The organism is Streptomyces sp. NPDC048353 (assembly GCF_055587165.1).
Window position 1 is genome coordinate 442,275 of sequence record NZ_JBVJGU010000004.1, and the last position, 15,071, is coordinate 457,345.

Genomic DNA, 15,071 nt, shown 5'->3' on the forward strand with positions numbered 1-15,071 from the left:
CCGTTTCCAGGAGATCGCCGTCGAGCCGGCGGCCCGCGGGCAGCGCCGTCGAGCCGTCCGGGGCGGCTGCCGACCACGGCAGCGAGCACCCCGCCAGCACCGCCGTACCGCTCCGCGCGGCCATGCGCAAGCGCCTGGTCCGGGCACATGCCCGGACCAGGCGCCTTACGCGCGGCACGCCGCCGCGTCTATCGCGCTCCCGCGCCGGCCGTGTCACGCACGGCCCGCCGCGGCGTGCGCGTCAGTGCTTCTTCTTCTTTCCGCTGAGCCAGCTGACGATCGGCGACACCGCTTCCTGCGCCACCTGGGAGAGCTCGTGCGCCGCGTGGGCGCCCTTCTTGGAGAGGTGTGCCGCGCCGTTGATCCAGCGGGACTGGCCGAGCATCAGGACGCTGAGGCCCGCGACCGCGGCCTGCTTCTTGAACTCCTGGCTCCGCCAGCCGTATCCGACCCCGTAGAAGACCGCGCTGGTCACGTCGAGGATGGCCGCACCGACGCCGATCCCGAAGCCCGCGGCCAGGATGAGCGCGCCGATGGGAGGGGCGAAGAGGCCGACGCCGATCCCGACGAGCCCCACACCCACGCCGGCGAACCCCGCGACCACGGCGGCCGAGTGGGTGAACTCCGCCCACCACTTCGCGCTGCCCGGCTCGATGTCGGTCTTGACGGTGTCGTAGTCGGCGACGTTGCACGGGTTGATGCCGGCCGCCTTGGCCGCCTGCGCTTCCTGGGCGGCCTCCCGGGCCCTGGCCGCGACCTCGGCGCGCCGCTTCTCGCCCTCGATCTGCCAGGCCTGGCTCGCCGCGGCGGCGGCCGTGTCCCGGTTCTGGTTGGCCTCGAACTCCGAGGCCCGGGCCCGGGCGGCCGAAGCCTGGGCGGAGTTGGCGGAGGCGATCGCGCTGCGCGCCGACGCCAGCGCACGGGTGGCGGCGAAGTTCGCCGACCGCGCCATGACACGGGCGTTGGAGGCCGCGTTCTTGGCCTGCTCGGCGGAGGCCTGGGCGTTCTTCGCCGACTGCTCGGCGTCGTTCGCCAGACCGTTCGCCTTGTCCGCCGCGGTGGCGGCCTGCGCGGCCGATGCCACGGCCTTGTCGGCCCACTGCCGGGCCTCGTTCGCCGCGTTGCGGGCGGTGGCCGCGGCCTCCTGCGCGCGGGCCGCGTCCTCCTGCGCCTTGTGCGCGATCTTCGCGGCCGCGGCGATCGCGCCCTGCATCGCGGCGATGTGGGTGGCGGAGTCGTGGTCGAGCTGCGCCGAGTCGTACTGCGCCGTGGCGATGAAGTTGCGACGCATCCACGACGGGCCCTCCATCGCCACCTGGGCGTGGGCCTGGGTGTAGCGGCCCCCGGTGTGGAGGAGGCTCGCGGTGGCGACCGCGTCGTCCTCGCGCAGCGCCTTCTCGAGGGTGACGGTGAGGAACTCGTACAGCGCCTGGGCGGTCCCCGCGTCCAGGGCCGCGTTGGCAGCCGCCGTGACCGCGCGGCCGGGGTTCTCGGCCAGCACCCGGTTGACCGCGACACGGTTGTCCATCGCGGCGGCCTGCACCGCGCCCGTGGCGAGGAACGTCGTGACGGCGTCCGGATTCGTGCTCTCCAGCGCCGCGGCCGCGGCGAGGGCGACGGCCGGCGGCGAGGTCCGCGCGATGTAGAGGGCGGTCTCGCGGTCGTCCTGGCGCTGCGCGATCTGCCGGTCGACCTCGATCCAGGCGTGGACCTCGGAGTCCGTGCCGGCCAGGGCGAACCGCGCGGCCTCCTGGGACCAGCTGCCCTTGGACTCCATCAGGGCGAGGGCCGCCTTGCGCCCGACGGCAGCGGCCTTCGCGGCGTCCCCCGCCCGCAGCGCTGCCTCGGCCTGGGCGATGAGGTCCTTCGTCGCCTGGTCGGTCTGTTCGGCCTGCGACCGCTTGCGCTCGGTCTCGGCCCGCTCCTGTGTCTCGATCCGCGCGAGCTGGCGCACCTCCTCGATCGCCCGCTGCGTGTCCTCGTCCAGGCGCTTCCACTCGGCCTCGCGCGCGGCCTTCTCCACGTCGACCGCCTTGACGACCGCCTCGGCGGCGGCGTTGGCGGCGGTCGTGGCCTCGTTGGCGAACTCGGTGGACTTGTTGGCGTACTCCACCGCCTGGCCGGCGTACTGCACCGCCCACTCGGCGGCGTCCGCGGCCTTCTCCGCGTGCGCGGCGGCGCTGTTGGCGGCGTCGCGGGCGGTACGGGCGGCGGCCGCCGATGCGTTGGCCAGCGCCTGCGCGGTCCCGGCGGCGTTGGTGGCGATCGCGGCGTTGCTGCCCGCGATCTGCGCCTGCCGCCGGGCCTCGGCGGCCTGCGCCTGCGCGACGCCCGAGGCCGCGGCGGCGTCCGCCGAGGCGTTGGCGGCCGCGGTCGCGTTGCGGGCGGCGGAGGCGGCAGCGGCGCCGGCGCCGGCCGAGGCCTGCGAGGCGAGGACGGCCTGGTCGGCGGCGGCAGCCGCGTCCCGTGCCCGGGCCGCGGCGTTCCGGGCGGCGATGGCGGCGTCCCTGGCCAGGCCGGAATGGCGCGCGTCCTTGGAGGCGGCGATGGCGGCGTGGTAGGCGCGGGCGGCGGCGGAACCGGCGTTGGCGGCGGCCTGACCGGCGGCGGCCGCGGCGTACGAGGCACGGCGGGACGCCTGGACGGCGGCGTGGGACGCGTTGATCGCGACACGGGCCGCGTCGGCCGCGCCCCGGGCGGCGTCCCCGGCCTTGCGGGCTGCCTTGCCGGCCTTCACCACGTCGTCCTGGGCCAGTTGCGCCTCGGCAGCGGCCTTCTCGGCGGCCTCCTTGGCCTTGCCCGCCGCCTCGACGGCGCGGGCGGAGGCCTCCTCGGCCTCCTTGGTCTTCGCGTCGGCCTTCTTGCCCTCGCGGGTGACGACGGCGACGAGCTCCTCGATCGTCGCCCGCTCCTGGTCACGGGCGCGGGCGATGTGCTGGCCGGTGTCGAGGAACCACTCGACGTCGGACTCCGTGCCGGACAGGGCCCGGTCGGCGTACTTCTGCACCTCCGGTCCGGCCTGCACCAGCATCTTCGAGACGTCGAAGCGCATGTCCTGCAGCCGGGCGCTGTACTGACCGGCGGTCAGGAACGCCTCGAGCGCCGCCTGGGAGCCGTCGTCGAGGGCCGCGCTGCCGGAGCGGTTGACGGCCTTGCCGCCCTGGCCCATCACCGTGGCGGTGGCCACGCGGAGGTCTTCCAGGAAGGCCGCCCGGAAACCGCCGTCGAGGTATGCGGAGATGGTGGCGTCGCCGCCGTTGATCGCCGCCGTCGCCGCTCGTCGGGTGCCCTTGCCGCCGACCGCGAGGCCGCTCAGGACGGCGGCGCGGTTGTCCTCGGCCGTCTCGATGGCGAGCCTGACGTCGAGGAAGTTCCGTACGTCGGCGTCGGAGCCGGCCAGGGCGACCGCGGCCGCCGCGCGCACGGCCGGGCCCCCGAGCATCCACTCCTTGACGACCTTCGCCCGCTCGGTGTCGGGCAGCAGGAACGGATCGCCGTCGCCGTCACCCGGCGTCGGCGTATCGGCCCAGGTGGCCACGGGATTGAGTACGAGGCTGGAAGTGGTGACCACGGCCGTGGTGGCCGCGATGGCGCCGATAATGCGCCGTCTACTCCAGTAGGTGGTGTCCAAAACGGTCCTTCGCTTTCGACGCCTGGCACACCCGCAAAACAATGCGGCCCGAGCCAGGACTGCAGGTGTGAATCGGGTTCCTATTCGTCGGGCCATGGCAGACATGGAGGACCCGAGGGGTGCGCGGCATGACCATACGTGGCCTGCACGACGATGACCAGACGCTAGTTGATGAGGAATCAACTTCCGTTTATCCAACGGACTTGAATCGGCCAGGAGGTGACTGAAACTGACCCAAGAAACCGGACGGAAGGGGAACGAAGCGGTGCATTACGCCAGTTGAAACCCCAGGGGCTTGTGAGGCACCTCACGCCTGCGGAGGCCCGGGTGTGCCCCTGTGATGACGGGAAACCGCCCCCGTACGGCCCCTGTTCGCGCGACGTCACCGCGATGTCCGGTCGCCCGTCGGGCAGCGGAATTTCATTGATGAAACGTCATGCTCGTTTCTGCGGACTTGATTTATGTGCTGGTCGATCGGTTAGGATCCGGCACGAAGTTGGGGGCTTCCCCAGTGAGATGCCTTTGCCGCATCTCCTGTTGGCTGACAAGAGCCTTCACATCCGTACGGCACATCTCTTCCGGGCAGGACCGGAACCGACGACTGGAACAGGCATGAAGGCACTCAGAACACTCGTCCGCACCGTGGCCGTCGCCACGGCGGCGGGCACCCTGGCATGGCTGGCGACCGCGGGCGGAACGTCCGCCGGACCGACGGACGCGAACACGCGGGCCGCCGGCGCCGTCGCCATGAAGGCCGTCGCCGAGGAGGGCCCGGGCTTCGCCGTCGAGGACTTCGGCTATCCCGACGCCGACAAGATCCTCGCCGAGCGGAAGCTCACCCTCAAGCGCGGCGACGGCCACATCGTCCTCGCCGCCTGCGACAGCGCCCCGGGCCTGATGGAGGTCTGGACGCGGGCGAACGAGGAGCGGTTCTGCTTCAAGGTCACCGGCACCCGCGGCTACCTGGCCCTGGAGGTCCCGGCCGTCTTCTCGATCCGTGGCAGCGGCCAGTCCGCCGAGGTCGACATGACCGTCGGTGACGAGGAGAAGACCTTCACCATCAAGAAGAACACGTGGACCCCGGTCGGCGAGAGCGTCGACCCCGAGGGCCGCGAGCACGTGCTCATGGAGATCCGCACCGGCGCGTAGGCGCCGTGACGACCGGTCCTCCGGACCCGGCCCCTTCGCCGGGCCCACCGCCCACCCGCACAGGGACGCCCGACGTCCCCGCCCTCCGGCTCCCGCCCTGCTTCCAGGAAGTGACATGAAGCGTCAGCACACCGCAAGACCCTCCATACGCGCCGCCCTCGGCGTGGCTCTGCTCTCCGCTCCCCTCGCGCTCGCCGGCCTCACCGGCACCGCGCAGGCCGCCGCCGGCGCCCCCGCCGCGGCCGGGACGCTCACCCACACCGCCCAGCTCTCGGTCGGCGCGTGGCCCGAGAACCGCGCCTGCACCGCCACGCTCGTGGACGAGCTGTGGCTGGCCACCGCCGCCAGCTGTTTCGCCGAGCGGCCCGGCGAGGCGGTGCCCGCGGGCAAGCCCGCCCGCCCCACCACCGCCACCCTGAACGGCGGCACCGTACGCGAGATCGTCGATCTGGTCCCGCGTACGGACCGGGACCTGGTCCTGGCCCGTCTGGACCGCTCCGTGCGGGACATCGCGCCGGTGAAGCTCGCCGCGGCGGCACCCGTCGCCGGCGCCCAGGTGTCCGCCTCCGGCTTCGGCCGCACCAAGACCGAATGGGTCCCGGACAAGCTCCACACCAGCGCCTTCACCATCAAGAACGTCACCGCGGGCGACCTGGGCATCGACTCCGCCAACGGGACCGACGTCCTGTGCAAGGGCGACACCGGCGGCCCGGTGCTCGACGCCGCCGGCAAGCTGATCGGCGTCAACAGCCGCTCCTGGCAGGGCGGATGCCTCGGCATGCCGACCACGGAGACCCGCAAGGGAGCCGTCGCCGCACGCGCCGACGACCTCGCGTCCTGGATCGACACCGTCAAGAAGCGCCCCGTGACCCTCAAGGCCGGGGACATCCTCCGGTCCGGTGCGACCATCTCGTCGGACAACGCCAAGCTCGTCATGCAGACCAACGGCGACCTCGTCGTGTACCACCGCACCGGCGGCGAGAACCAGGGCAGCGCCCTGTGGGTCTCCGGCACCAGCGGCAACCCCGGCGCGTACGCCAAGATGCAGGCGGACGGCAACTTCGTCGTCTACAAGAAGGACGCCCAGGAGACCGACCCGACCAGTGCGCTGTGGTCGTCGCGGACGCACAACAACCCCGGCGCCCGCCTGGCCCTGCAGTCCGACGGAGACGTCACCATCGCCTCCTTCCTCACGACCGGCGGCGGCACCGGCGTCGGCAAGCTCCTGTGGGCCACGCACACCGCGTCCCAGGGGGACAGGCTGAACCCCGGCGCCAAGCTCATGCCCGGCTCCTGGCTCACCAACGGTCAGACCGTGGTCGTGATGGACATCCAGGGCAACGTCCTCGTCCGCGAAGCCGCCTCCGGCCGTGAGCTGTGGGGCAAGTACTCCTGGAGCTGGAACTCCTACCTCCACATGCAGGACGACGGCAACCTCGTCCTCTACAAGGCCGACGGCGGCCAGGGCCGGGGCGGCAACCTCTGGGTCACCGAGACCTGGAACGGCGCCGGCGCGTACGCCGCCGTCGAGGGCAACGCCTTCGTCGTGCACGCCCAGGACGGCGGCATCCGCTGGTCCAACGCCACCCTGCGCGGCGCCCAGTCCGGCCGCTGCCTCGACTTCGACGGCGTCACCGGCGTGATGATCTGGGACTGCTGGGGCGGAGCCAACCAGCAGTGGGACGCCACCGCGGCCAAGGAACTGCGCGTCGCCGACAAGTGCCTGACCGCCCCCGCCGGTGCCAACGCCGGTACGGGCATCTCGGTCCAGGCGTGTGACGGCAGGCCCGAGCAGAAGTGGAACGTCAACGCCGACGCCACCATCACCCCCGTCCTCAACCCCGGCCAGTGCCTGAACGTCTGGGGTCAGGCCACGGCCAACGGCTCCGGCCTGGGCCTGTGGCAGTGCAACGGCGGCGCCAACACCAAGTGGGCCCGCCCGTGACGGCTCGATGACGAAGGGGCGGCCCGGTCACCGGGCCGCCCCCTCACGCCGGCCCCATGACCGGCGGTTCCACGGACTCCCTGCCATCGGGCCCCGCGGGGGAGCGCCCGAGGGAGTACCCCTCCGGCCCCGGAGCGTCCACGCTCCGGGGCGGAGACGGATCCGCCCACCGGCCCCGGGGCCGGCCCGACGCGGGGGCCGGAGCGGCGACCGGATCGCCGAGGGCACGCGCGATGCCGACCAGCAGGTTGTCGTGGTCCGCCTCGGCGGCCCGCAGGGCCCGTACCGCGGCGGCACCGTGCACCGGGTCGGCGCGCACGCCACGGGCACGCGCCTCGGCCGCGGCCGTGAACATGACGGCCAGCCCGATCGCCACGCTCTCGCTCTCCGACCTCCCGGCCCGCCGCGCCCGGCCGTGGGCCCGCACCCGCTCCTCCTCCGAGCAGTACCACCCGAGCTCCAGCATCCGGTCGTGGATGTCGGTCATCCGGTCCGTGAGGCGACGGCCGGGCCCGGCGTACCAAGGAGTGACCAGACGCATCCGGCCACCGTCACCGCCGTCGGCACGGACGGCCCGCCGCAGCGGACGCAGGGCGCGGAGTGCGCACAGCGGTGCGAACAGCCGCTCGACGAGCCAGGGTCCGACGAGGGGAATGAGGAAACCGGCGGCGACGAGGACCGTACCGAGGCCGGCGAAGGTGATGGCCGTCTGGTTGACCGCTCCCCAGTCGCGGCCGAACCAGACGCCCGCCACGGAGACGAGCTTCGCCACCCCGTAGGTCAGATGGGTCAGGAAACCGACCGTCAGGACGGTGAGTCCGATGCGCAGCGAACCTCCGGCCGGGGTCTTCCGCTCGGGGCAACGCCGTCGGATGTCGTACGCCCAGCTCCGGCAGGCGACCGCCGCCGCGCCCGTGGCGGCGGTGCAGGCGAGCAGGCAGAGCAGCACCATCTCGCGGATGAACGGAGTGTCGGCGTAGTAGGTCTCGAAGTCCCGCTGCCGTTCGACCGGCGCCTCGCCCAGGACGAAACAGACCACCAGCAGGACCGTCACCACGACATGGCCCCAGATCCACCGTCTGACCCGGCGTCGGGTGCGGGGCTGGACCCGCGCGTCCTCGCGCCAGTTCTCCATGAGCACCCGGCACGCGCACGCGTACCCCGAGAGCAGGCAGTACACCATCAGCGCCGAGAAGTTGTCGATGCCGGTGAAGCGGTTGACGAACGCGATGGTGGGCGGCGCCGAGAAGAAGAACGCCGCCGCCTGGAAGAAGATCACCGCGTTGACGCTGCGGACCACGGGATTGTGCCGACGCCGGACCAGCGAAGGGAACTTGGCGATCAGGACGAGTCCGAGTGCGGCGGCGGGGACGTAGAGGTTCACACCCTGCTGCATGCTCATCCTCGGAACGACGTCCAGATACGGCCGGCCACCCCGGCGGAGGGCGACGCGGTACGCCGGACCTCCAGGAAGGGCCTGCACCGGTCGGCCAGCATCCGGCCGAACTTCTCGGCGCGCCGCTCCTCTTCGTGGTCCGGCTCCGTGCGGGCGGCGACGACATGGGCGACGGCGTCGTCCAGGCTCCACCGCTCGCCCAGCATGCGGGCCGCGACCACCGCACCGGTCGCGCCGCCGTGGCCGCAGCGCCCCTCCTTGAGGTGCCACAGCTCGTGTCCCAGGATCACGAGCTGGTGCAGGGGTGAGGTGTTCGCCTCGACGGCGACCAGGTCGTAGTCGCCCATGTCCAGCCAGAGGCCCGTCACCGTGTCCGGCGGGAACTCCTCCAGCATCAGGCTCACTTCACGCCCGCTGCTCTTCCTCGCGGAGGCGCACACGGCCTTCAGCAGTTCTGCCGGATCGTTCGGAACCGGTTGCGGCAGACCCCCGATCAGCTCGTCACGGTGCCGCTTCATGCGACGCGAGACCCCCACGAACCCCACGACCTGCCACCCGTCCCTCATCCCGGATGCACAGCCCCCCCATGCATCGCCCGTTGTGCGTTACCGCTGGTGGGCCGTGGTCTCGGCCCGGCGCGTCCCGCCCGACGTCATTGTGCACCACCGGTCTCCAGAGCGGCGCGCGCCTCCCTGGCACGCTCCTCCCGCGAGCGCCGGGCGACCGACTCGATGAGGGCGATCAGCGGCTGGGCGGTGTCGTCCGGCACGTCGGCCAGAGCCCGGGCGGCGTACGCGACGACGCCGAGCGAGGGGTCCACCTCGTCGGCCGAACCGGCGTTCCGCAGCCGCCGCAGATCCTGGTCCTGGCGCTCCACGGTCCGCTCCAGCAGGTCCTTGTGGATCTGCTGCAGGACCCGGTCCAGGGCCTCGGCGGGCTCGGCGACCAGGAACTCGATCTTCTCCCCGAAGAATCCGGCGATCCCCGCGGCGTGATCGAGGTTCGGCGCCCGGCCCGTTTTGATCATCTTGTCGAGCCACTGCGCGCTGGTTCCCGCGCCCACCGCGATCTCCGCGAGTGTGTACGGCCGTCGGCTGCCGTCCGCCGCCGCCCGCAGCCGGGTCGCCCGCAGGAACAGGATCCGCTCGACCACGCGCCGGTGGCGCGCCTCGACGACATCCCCGCCCTGGGCGGGCACGAGGGGCGGCTCGCCGCTCAGCAGCTCCCGCACCTCCTGTGCCGGGACACCGGAGGCGTACGAGAGCCCGCCCTCGCCCTCCACCCGCAGCACGTCCTCGCGGTCCAACCCCATGCGGTCCAGCAGCGAGTCGATACGACGCACCGTACCCACCAGGTCCCGAGCCGGTACATCACTCACGCGAACTCCATCGGTCATCGAACGGGGCCGTCCCAGGCTAGCAACCGCCGCTGATCCGCGATCAACGCTCGGCCGTTCTCACCTGGGGCCGGGGGCGGGAGGAGCGTCAGCCGGCCTGCCGCGTCCCCGTGGCCCGGCCTTCCCCGTCCCAGGTGATGTGCAGGATCCGCGCGACGGCGTCGCGGTCCACCGGGCCGAACACATGGGGGAACCGCGTGCCTTCGGCGACGCCCGGCGGCGGCGCCGGAACGGCTTCCTCCCACTCCGTCCTGGCGGTGAGACGGCTTTCGTCGAGGACGAGCACGAGGAGGGGGCGCGGCGCCGACCGGTAGAAGGCGTTCACGACGGCGAGGGTGGTCGCCTCGTCGGGCGAGCAGTGGACGAAGCCCTCCTCGGCGAGGGAGGCGGGGGCGTAGGGCTCGTCGGGAGAAGCCGTCCACTCGGGGTGGGGGACCACGTGGTAGATCATGCTGCGGTTATACCGCAGGGGGCCGAGGGCCCCGGCGGCGCCGCCGGGGCGGGGCGTTCAGGGGGCGGGGGTGAGCGAAACCGTCTCCCAGGCGAAGCCGTCCGGGTCGACGAACGATCCGGCGGACTCACCGCCGGCGCCGCCGAGCACGATCCGGTGCGACCCCGTGCCGTCCACGGGGACACCGACGTCCTTCGCCAGCGCACGACGCCCGTACAGCGCCAGCTTCACGGAGCCGGGCCCGGACGCGAACTCGACGTACTTCCGGCCGAAGCTCCGGGTCACCGTCAGCCCGCGCCCGACGTAGAACTCCTTGCTCGCGGCCACGTCCGCGGCCCCCAGCAGGAGCACGACGTCGTCGACGCGCCGGGTGGCCGGGCCGGTGTCCTTCCGCGCCGAGGTGGCGATCTTCCAGATCGTGCCGTCCGGGGCCCGGACGACACCTCCGTAGCCCCAGAACGACTTCGTGACGGGCTTCAAGGAGGTGGCGCCCGCGTCGAGCGCGGCGTCGACGAGGCTCCTGACGTCGGCCGGCTGGGACGCCGTGAGCGACATGACGAAGCCGCGGAAGCCGGCCGTCGGAGCCTCGGTGGCGCGCAGCCGCAGCCGCGCGTCCAGTCCGAAGGCGGTGGTGTAGAAGCGGTCGGCGGCCGCGGTGTCGGCCGTCTCGAGGGTGATGAAGGCGAGGGAGTTCATGTCCTTCACGCTAGTTGTGGGGCGGTCGCCGGGGCTTCTCGAATCCTGACCGGTTCCGGTGCGCCTTCCGGGACGGCGCGTGCGCCCGCTCCCGCGAGGCCCGTCGCCCGGCCCGTCTCCGTGCGTGCCGCCGGGAGCGCCCTGGAGGCCGGGCCGTCGCTCGGGACGACGTCGAGACCGCCGCACCGCAGCAGCGCCGCCGCGCGCTCGATGCGACGCCTCGTCAGATAGCCGTACGGCGAGTCGCCGTACGCCGCCCGGAACAGCCTGCCGAGCTGTCCGGCCGGCATGCCGATGTCCCGGGCGAGCGCCTCGATGTCCAGTGGCCGCGCGTACTCCCGGTCGATCCGGTCGCGGACGCGGCGCAGCCGTGCGAGTTCGGCCAGGTGGTGCGCGGTGACGCGGGCGCGCGCCCACGCGGGGTGGCACATGAGGGGACTCCTGTCGTCCACGGTCAGGGCGGGGAAGGGCGCGGCCCGGTGGCCGACCGACCGCTCTGTGCGGCGACGGCCACCGGGCTCGCATGGAGGGGAGCGGCGCCCGATCAGGTCACGGGCCCGGGCCGCTCGGCTCAGGTCAGCTCCTGGATGCGGATCAGGTTGCCGGCGGGGTCGCGGAAGGCGCAGTCGCGGATGCCGTACGGCTGCTCGGTCGGCTCCTGGACGAGCTCCGCGCCGGCGCTCCGCACCTTCTCGAAGGTGGCGTCGAGGTCCCGGGTGGCCAGCAGGATCCAGCCGTAGGTCCCCTTGGCCATCATCTCGGCGATGGTGTGGCGCTCGGCCTCCGTGATCCCGGGGTCGACGGCCGGGGGCGCCAGGAGGATGGAGGTGTCGGGCTGGTCGGCGGGGCCGACCGTGATCCAGCGCATCTTGCCCTGGCCGACGTCGTTGCGTACCTCGAAGCCGAGGGCGTCGCGGTAGAAGACGAGGGAGGCGTCCGGGTCGACGTGCGGGAGGGCGGTGGTGTGAATGGTGAGGTCCATGGCCCTCACGTTAGGCGCGGCTCACCGGCCGGCGCTTCTCGATTCCTGACCGGTCCGGTCCTCTTCGCCTGGTCGTCCGGCCCTCTTCTCCCGGGTGTCCGGCCCGCGTCGCCGGGAAGGAAGGGCGCCGGCGCGCGGGTAAGGGCCGTGGCCACCACGAGCGTGAGGGCACGTCGACCGATCGGCGAATTCACCCGTACGCACGGGTCTCGCGCGCGGGCGGGCCGGGGGAATGTGTCGTAGAAGTGGTGGGTCACCCCCGCGCATATCAGGTGCCCGCTTCTGCGAGAGGTCTCCATGGCGACGACGACCGAGCCGGTAACCGCTCCTCCCGTGCGGCGTCGCCGCATGGGTACGGTCGTCATCTCCTGGGCGACCACCACCGATCACAAGCAGATCGGGCACCTTTATCTGATCACGTCGTTCGTGTTCTTCCTGGCGGGCGGGGTGCTGGCCCTGTTCATGCGGGCCGAGCTGGCGCGGCCGGGAATCCAGATCCTTTCGCCGGAGCAGTACAACCAGGCGTTCACGCTGCACGGCACGGTGATGCTGCTCCTGTTCGCGACGCCGACCTTCGCGGGATTCGCCAACGCGATCATGCCGCTGCAGATCGGCTCTCCCGATGTCGCGTTCCCGCGTCTGAACATGTTCTCCTACTGGCTCTTCCTCTTCGGCGGCCTCATCGCCTTCGGCGGCATCCTCACCCCCCAGGGCACGGCCGATTTCGGATGGACCGCCTACGCGCCGCTCAACAACGCCGAGCACACACCGTTCGTGGGCGGCGACCTGTGGATCATGGGGCTGGCGTTCGCCGGGTTCGGCACGATCCTGGGTGCCGTCAACTTCATCACGACGATCATCTGCATGCGGGCGCCGGGCATGACGATGTTCCGGATGCCGATCTTCACCTGGAACATCCTGCTGACGTCCGTCCTGGTGCTGCTGGCCTTCCCGGTGCTCGCCGCGGCGCTGCTGGTCCTGGAGGCGGACCGGCGGTTCGGTTCGCAGGTCTTCGACGCGGCCAACGGCGGTGCGCTGCTGTGGCAGCACCTCTTCTGGTTCTTCGGCCACCCCGAGGTCTACATCATCGCGCTGCCGTTCTTCGGCATCGTCACCGAGATCTTCCCGGTCTTCTCCCGCAAGCCGATCTTCGGTTACGTCGGCCTCATCGGCGCGACGATCGCCATCGCGGGCCTCTCGGTCACGGTGTGGGCCCACCACATGTTCGCGACCGGCGCGGTGCTGCTGCCGTTCTTCTCGTTCATGACGTTCCTGATCGCTGTGCCGACGGGCGTGAAGTTCTTCAACTGGATCGGCACCATGTGGAAGGGATCCCTGTCCTTCGAGACACCGATGCTGTGGTCGGTCGGATTCCTCGTGACCTTCCTCTTCGGCGGTCTGACCGGCATCATCCTCGCCTCGCCGCCGATGGACTTCCACGTCACCGACTCGTACTTCGTCGTGGCGCACTTCCATTACGTCGTCTTCGGGACCGTCGTCTTCGCGACATTCGCCGGCTTCTACTTCTGGTGGCCGAAGATGACCGGCAAGATGCTCGACGAACGCCTCGGCAAGATCCATTTCTGGACCCTGTTCATCGGATTCCACACCACATTCCTCGTCCAGCACTGGCTGGGCGCCGAGGGAATGCCCCGCCGCTACGCCGACTATCTGGACGCCGATGGATTCACCGCCCTCAACACCGTCTCCAGCATCGGGGCCTTTCTGCTGGGACTCTCCACCCTGCCGTTCCTCTACAACGTCTGGCGGACCGCCAAGTACGGAAAGAAGGTCGGGGTCGACGACCCATGGGGCTTCGGGCGCTCGCTGGAGTGGGCGACCTCCTGCCCGCCCCCGCGGCACAACTTCGTCACCCTGCCCCGGATCCGGTCCGAGTCGCCGGCCTTCGACCTCTCCTTCCCCGAGATGGCCGCGCTGGACGCGGGCAAGGACGGCAAGCGCGACGTGTTCGACGACCCCTCCGCCGCCACCCACCAGGGGCCCGACGCCGGCCGTGACGGCCAGGCGCCGCGCTGAGACGAGCAGGCGCGATGGACCGCGAAGAGACGGCCGCGGGCCTCGCCCGGCTCGAGGGGTACCTCCTGAGCCAGGCCGCCCGTCAGGAAGCGCGCCGGGCGGGCGAGGAGTTCGCCCGCGGCCTGACCTGGCTCGGCCCCCTCGAACGCGACGAGATCGCCGGCCGCTTCGCCGACGAACACCTCGCGCTCCGCAGGGAGATGCTGCGGGCCGTCGCCGCCCGGATCGCCGAACTCCGCACCGAGTACGGCGACCGGTACGAGCGGCTCCGGCGCCGCACCCTCGCCCTCGCGCTGACCGCCGTGGCCGTCGCGAGCGCGGCCGCGGGATGGCTCGCGACGCTCGTCTGACCGACGGTTTGGGGTGCTTCAGGGCCTCGGGTCGACGCGATCCCACTGCGGGTGGCCGCCGCGGGCCCGACCGCCCACCGCCGCGCTGCAGCGGGGACACACGCGCCGCACACGGTCGGCCGCGCCGCCCGACTCCGGGAACGTCTCCGGCCACGCCACATGGGGGAAGCGCCCGAGATGGGAGCGGCTGAGGGACAGACCGCAGACGGTCGCGTTCCTGCCCTGCTCCCAGGCATGGACCTCCCCGGCGGGCTGCCGCTGGTTCGCCTCCTCGTCCCACCACTGCCCGGAGGCCGCCACGGCGTAGTGCCGTGTCACGGCCATGGCGACCGCACAGCCGACCGGGCGTAAGGGCGGAGGGGCACGCGGTGGCCCGGGATCACGTCCACGGCGGCCTCCCGCCGCCCGGCCCGGCCGCCGCGGGCGGGGCCACGTCCCACGAAGGCTCCCGGGTCACAGGGCCCGCCCGTCGGGGTCGTCGAGCTCTTCCTCCGGTACGACGTGCATGGCCGCCTCCTCGGCGCCGGCCGCACCCGCGTCGATGCCCACGTCGGAGGCGACGAGTTCCTTGTCGGTGTCCTCGTGCGCGCCCTCGTCCGGTGCCACGAGTCGCCCCGCGCGCTCGGCGCCGGCCTCCGGGTCGACCGGTTCGCCCTCGCCGTCGGGCAGGTCGCCGATGCCGTCCGACGCCACCGGGGCTCCCGCGTCCGGCACCTCCTGCGCCAGGCGCTGGTCGAGCGTCTCGCCGTCCCGCTGCTCCGCCGCGGTGGTGCCCACCTTGGTCACGCCGAGCGGCTTCTCCGGCGGCGAGTACCCCTCGTCCAGGACGTCGTCGTAGTCGCGCTCGTCCACCGCGTCCTGAAGGTCCAGCGGCGCGGCGTCCTCCTGCTCCTCGTTGCCGCCCGTGGGCTGGTAGACGTCGTCCGCCATGTTCTCGTCCGTCATGGGTCCCGCCTTTCCTCGGTGCCGCCCCGCCCTGTTCCGCGGCGGGGCACGTCCCCTTCCGGCCTGGGCGTCTACCCGGTCCCTCCGCGTCGA

General features: G+C 72.3%; 14 protein-coding genes. 4 read left to right on the forward strand and 10 right to left on the reverse strand.

Annotated features, from left to right (window positions below; genetic code table 11):
- Nucleotides 1–241: 241 nt before the first annotated feature.
- Nucleotides 242–3,631: an ALF repeat-containing protein gene (locus ACZ6RC_RS17205; RefSeq protein WP_469583700.1), complete on the reverse strand. Its 3,390-nt coding sequence runs from the start codon at nt 3,629–3,631 to the stop codon at nt 242–244.
- 612 nt (nt 3,632–4,243) lie between these two features.
- Between ACZ6RC_RS17205 and ACZ6RC_RS17210 the strand changes: the two genes are divergently transcribed.
- A complete protein-coding gene (locus ACZ6RC_RS17210) occupies nt 4,244–4,780 on the forward strand; it encodes a hypothetical protein (protein WP_469583703.1) in 537 nt (178 codons plus the stop codon).
- Nucleotides 4,781–4,895: 115 nt separating this feature from the next.
- The gene (locus ACZ6RC_RS17215; RefSeq protein ID WP_469583706.1) at nt 4,896–6,725 is read left to right on the forward strand and encodes a trypsin-like serine protease; all 1,830 of its coding nucleotides are present in this window, start codon (nt 4,896–4,898) and stop codon (nt 6,723–6,725) included.
- A 43-nt stretch (nt 6,726–6,768) separates the two neighbouring features.
- Here ACZ6RC_RS17215 and ACZ6RC_RS17220 read toward each other — a convergent pair whose 3' ends face one another.
- The 7 genes from ACZ6RC_RS17220 to ACZ6RC_RS17250 form a co-directional block, all read right to left on the reverse strand.
- Complete coding sequence (locus ACZ6RC_RS17220) at nt 6,769–8,121, reverse strand: DUF6545 domain-containing protein (protein WP_469583709.1); 1,353 nt, start codon at nt 8,119–8,121, stop codon at nt 6,769–6,771.
- 2 nt (nt 8,122–8,123) lie between these two features.
- The gene (locus tag ACZ6RC_RS17225) at nt 8,124–8,639 is read right to left on the reverse strand and encodes a toxin-antitoxin system, toxin component (RefSeq protein WP_391137469.1); all 516 of its coding nucleotides are present in this window, start codon (nt 8,637–8,639) and stop codon (nt 8,124–8,126) included.
- A 134-nt stretch (nt 8,640–8,773) separates the two neighbouring features.
- Nucleotides 8,774–9,499, reverse strand: coding sequence for a hypothetical protein (locus ACZ6RC_RS17230; RefSeq protein WP_391137467.1), 726 nt, complete (start codon nt 9,497–9,499; stop codon nt 8,774–8,776).
- A 106-nt stretch (nt 9,500–9,605) separates the two neighbouring features.
- The gene (locus ACZ6RC_RS17235; protein ID WP_469583716.1) at nt 9,606–9,968 is read right to left on the reverse strand and encodes a DUF952 domain-containing protein; all 363 of its coding nucleotides are present in this window, start codon (nt 9,966–9,968) and stop codon (nt 9,606–9,608) included.
- 57 nt (nt 9,969–10,025) lie between these two features.
- Nucleotides 10,026–10,664, reverse strand: a complete 639-nt coding sequence (locus ACZ6RC_RS17240; protein WP_469583719.1) for a glyoxalase — start codon at nt 10,662–10,664, stop codon at nt 10,026–10,028.
- A 5-nt stretch (nt 10,665–10,669) separates the two neighbouring features.
- Nucleotides 10,670–11,095, reverse strand: coding sequence for a helix-turn-helix domain-containing protein (locus ACZ6RC_RS17245; protein ID WP_469583721.1), 426 nt, complete (start codon nt 11,093–11,095; stop codon nt 10,670–10,672).
- A gap of 140 nt (nt 11,096–11,235) precedes the next feature.
- The gene (locus ACZ6RC_RS17250; RefSeq protein ID WP_469583724.1) at nt 11,236–11,646 is read right to left on the reverse strand and encodes a VOC family protein; all 411 of its coding nucleotides are present in this window, start codon (nt 11,644–11,646) and stop codon (nt 11,236–11,238) included.
- Between the two features lie 297 nt (nt 11,647–11,943).
- Here ACZ6RC_RS17250 and ctaD point away from each other — a divergent pair, with 297 nt between their 5' ends.
- Together ctaD and ACZ6RC_RS17260 are read left to right on the forward strand one after the other, a co-directional pair.
- Nucleotides 11,944–13,683 (forward strand): aa3-type cytochrome oxidase subunit I, encoded by a 1,740-nt coding sequence (gene ctaD, locus ACZ6RC_RS17255; protein ID WP_391137451.1) that lies wholly within the window; start codon nt 11,944–11,946, stop codon nt 13,681–13,683.
- Nucleotides 13,684–13,697: 14 nt separating this feature from the next.
- Entirely contained in the window at nt 13,698–14,033 is a 336-nt protein-coding gene (locus tag ACZ6RC_RS17260; protein ID WP_469583727.1) for a hypothetical protein, read from the forward strand.
- Between the two features lie 18 nt (nt 14,034–14,051).
- Here ACZ6RC_RS17260 and ACZ6RC_RS17265 read toward each other — a convergent pair whose 3' ends face one another.
- Nucleotides 14,052–14,357 carry a hypothetical protein gene (locus tag ACZ6RC_RS17265; protein ID WP_391137445.1) on the reverse strand — a complete coding sequence of 102 codons (306 nt, stop codon included), beginning with the start codon at nt 14,355–14,357 and terminating at the stop codon, nt 14,052–14,054.
- 129 nt (nt 14,358–14,486) lie between these two features.
- On the reverse strand, nt 14,487–14,978 hold the full coding sequence (locus tag ACZ6RC_RS17270) for a DUF5709 domain-containing protein (RefSeq protein WP_453616989.1): 492 nt from the start codon (nt 14,976–14,978) through the stop codon (nt 14,487–14,489).
- Nucleotides 14,979–15,071: the final 93 nt, after the last annotated feature.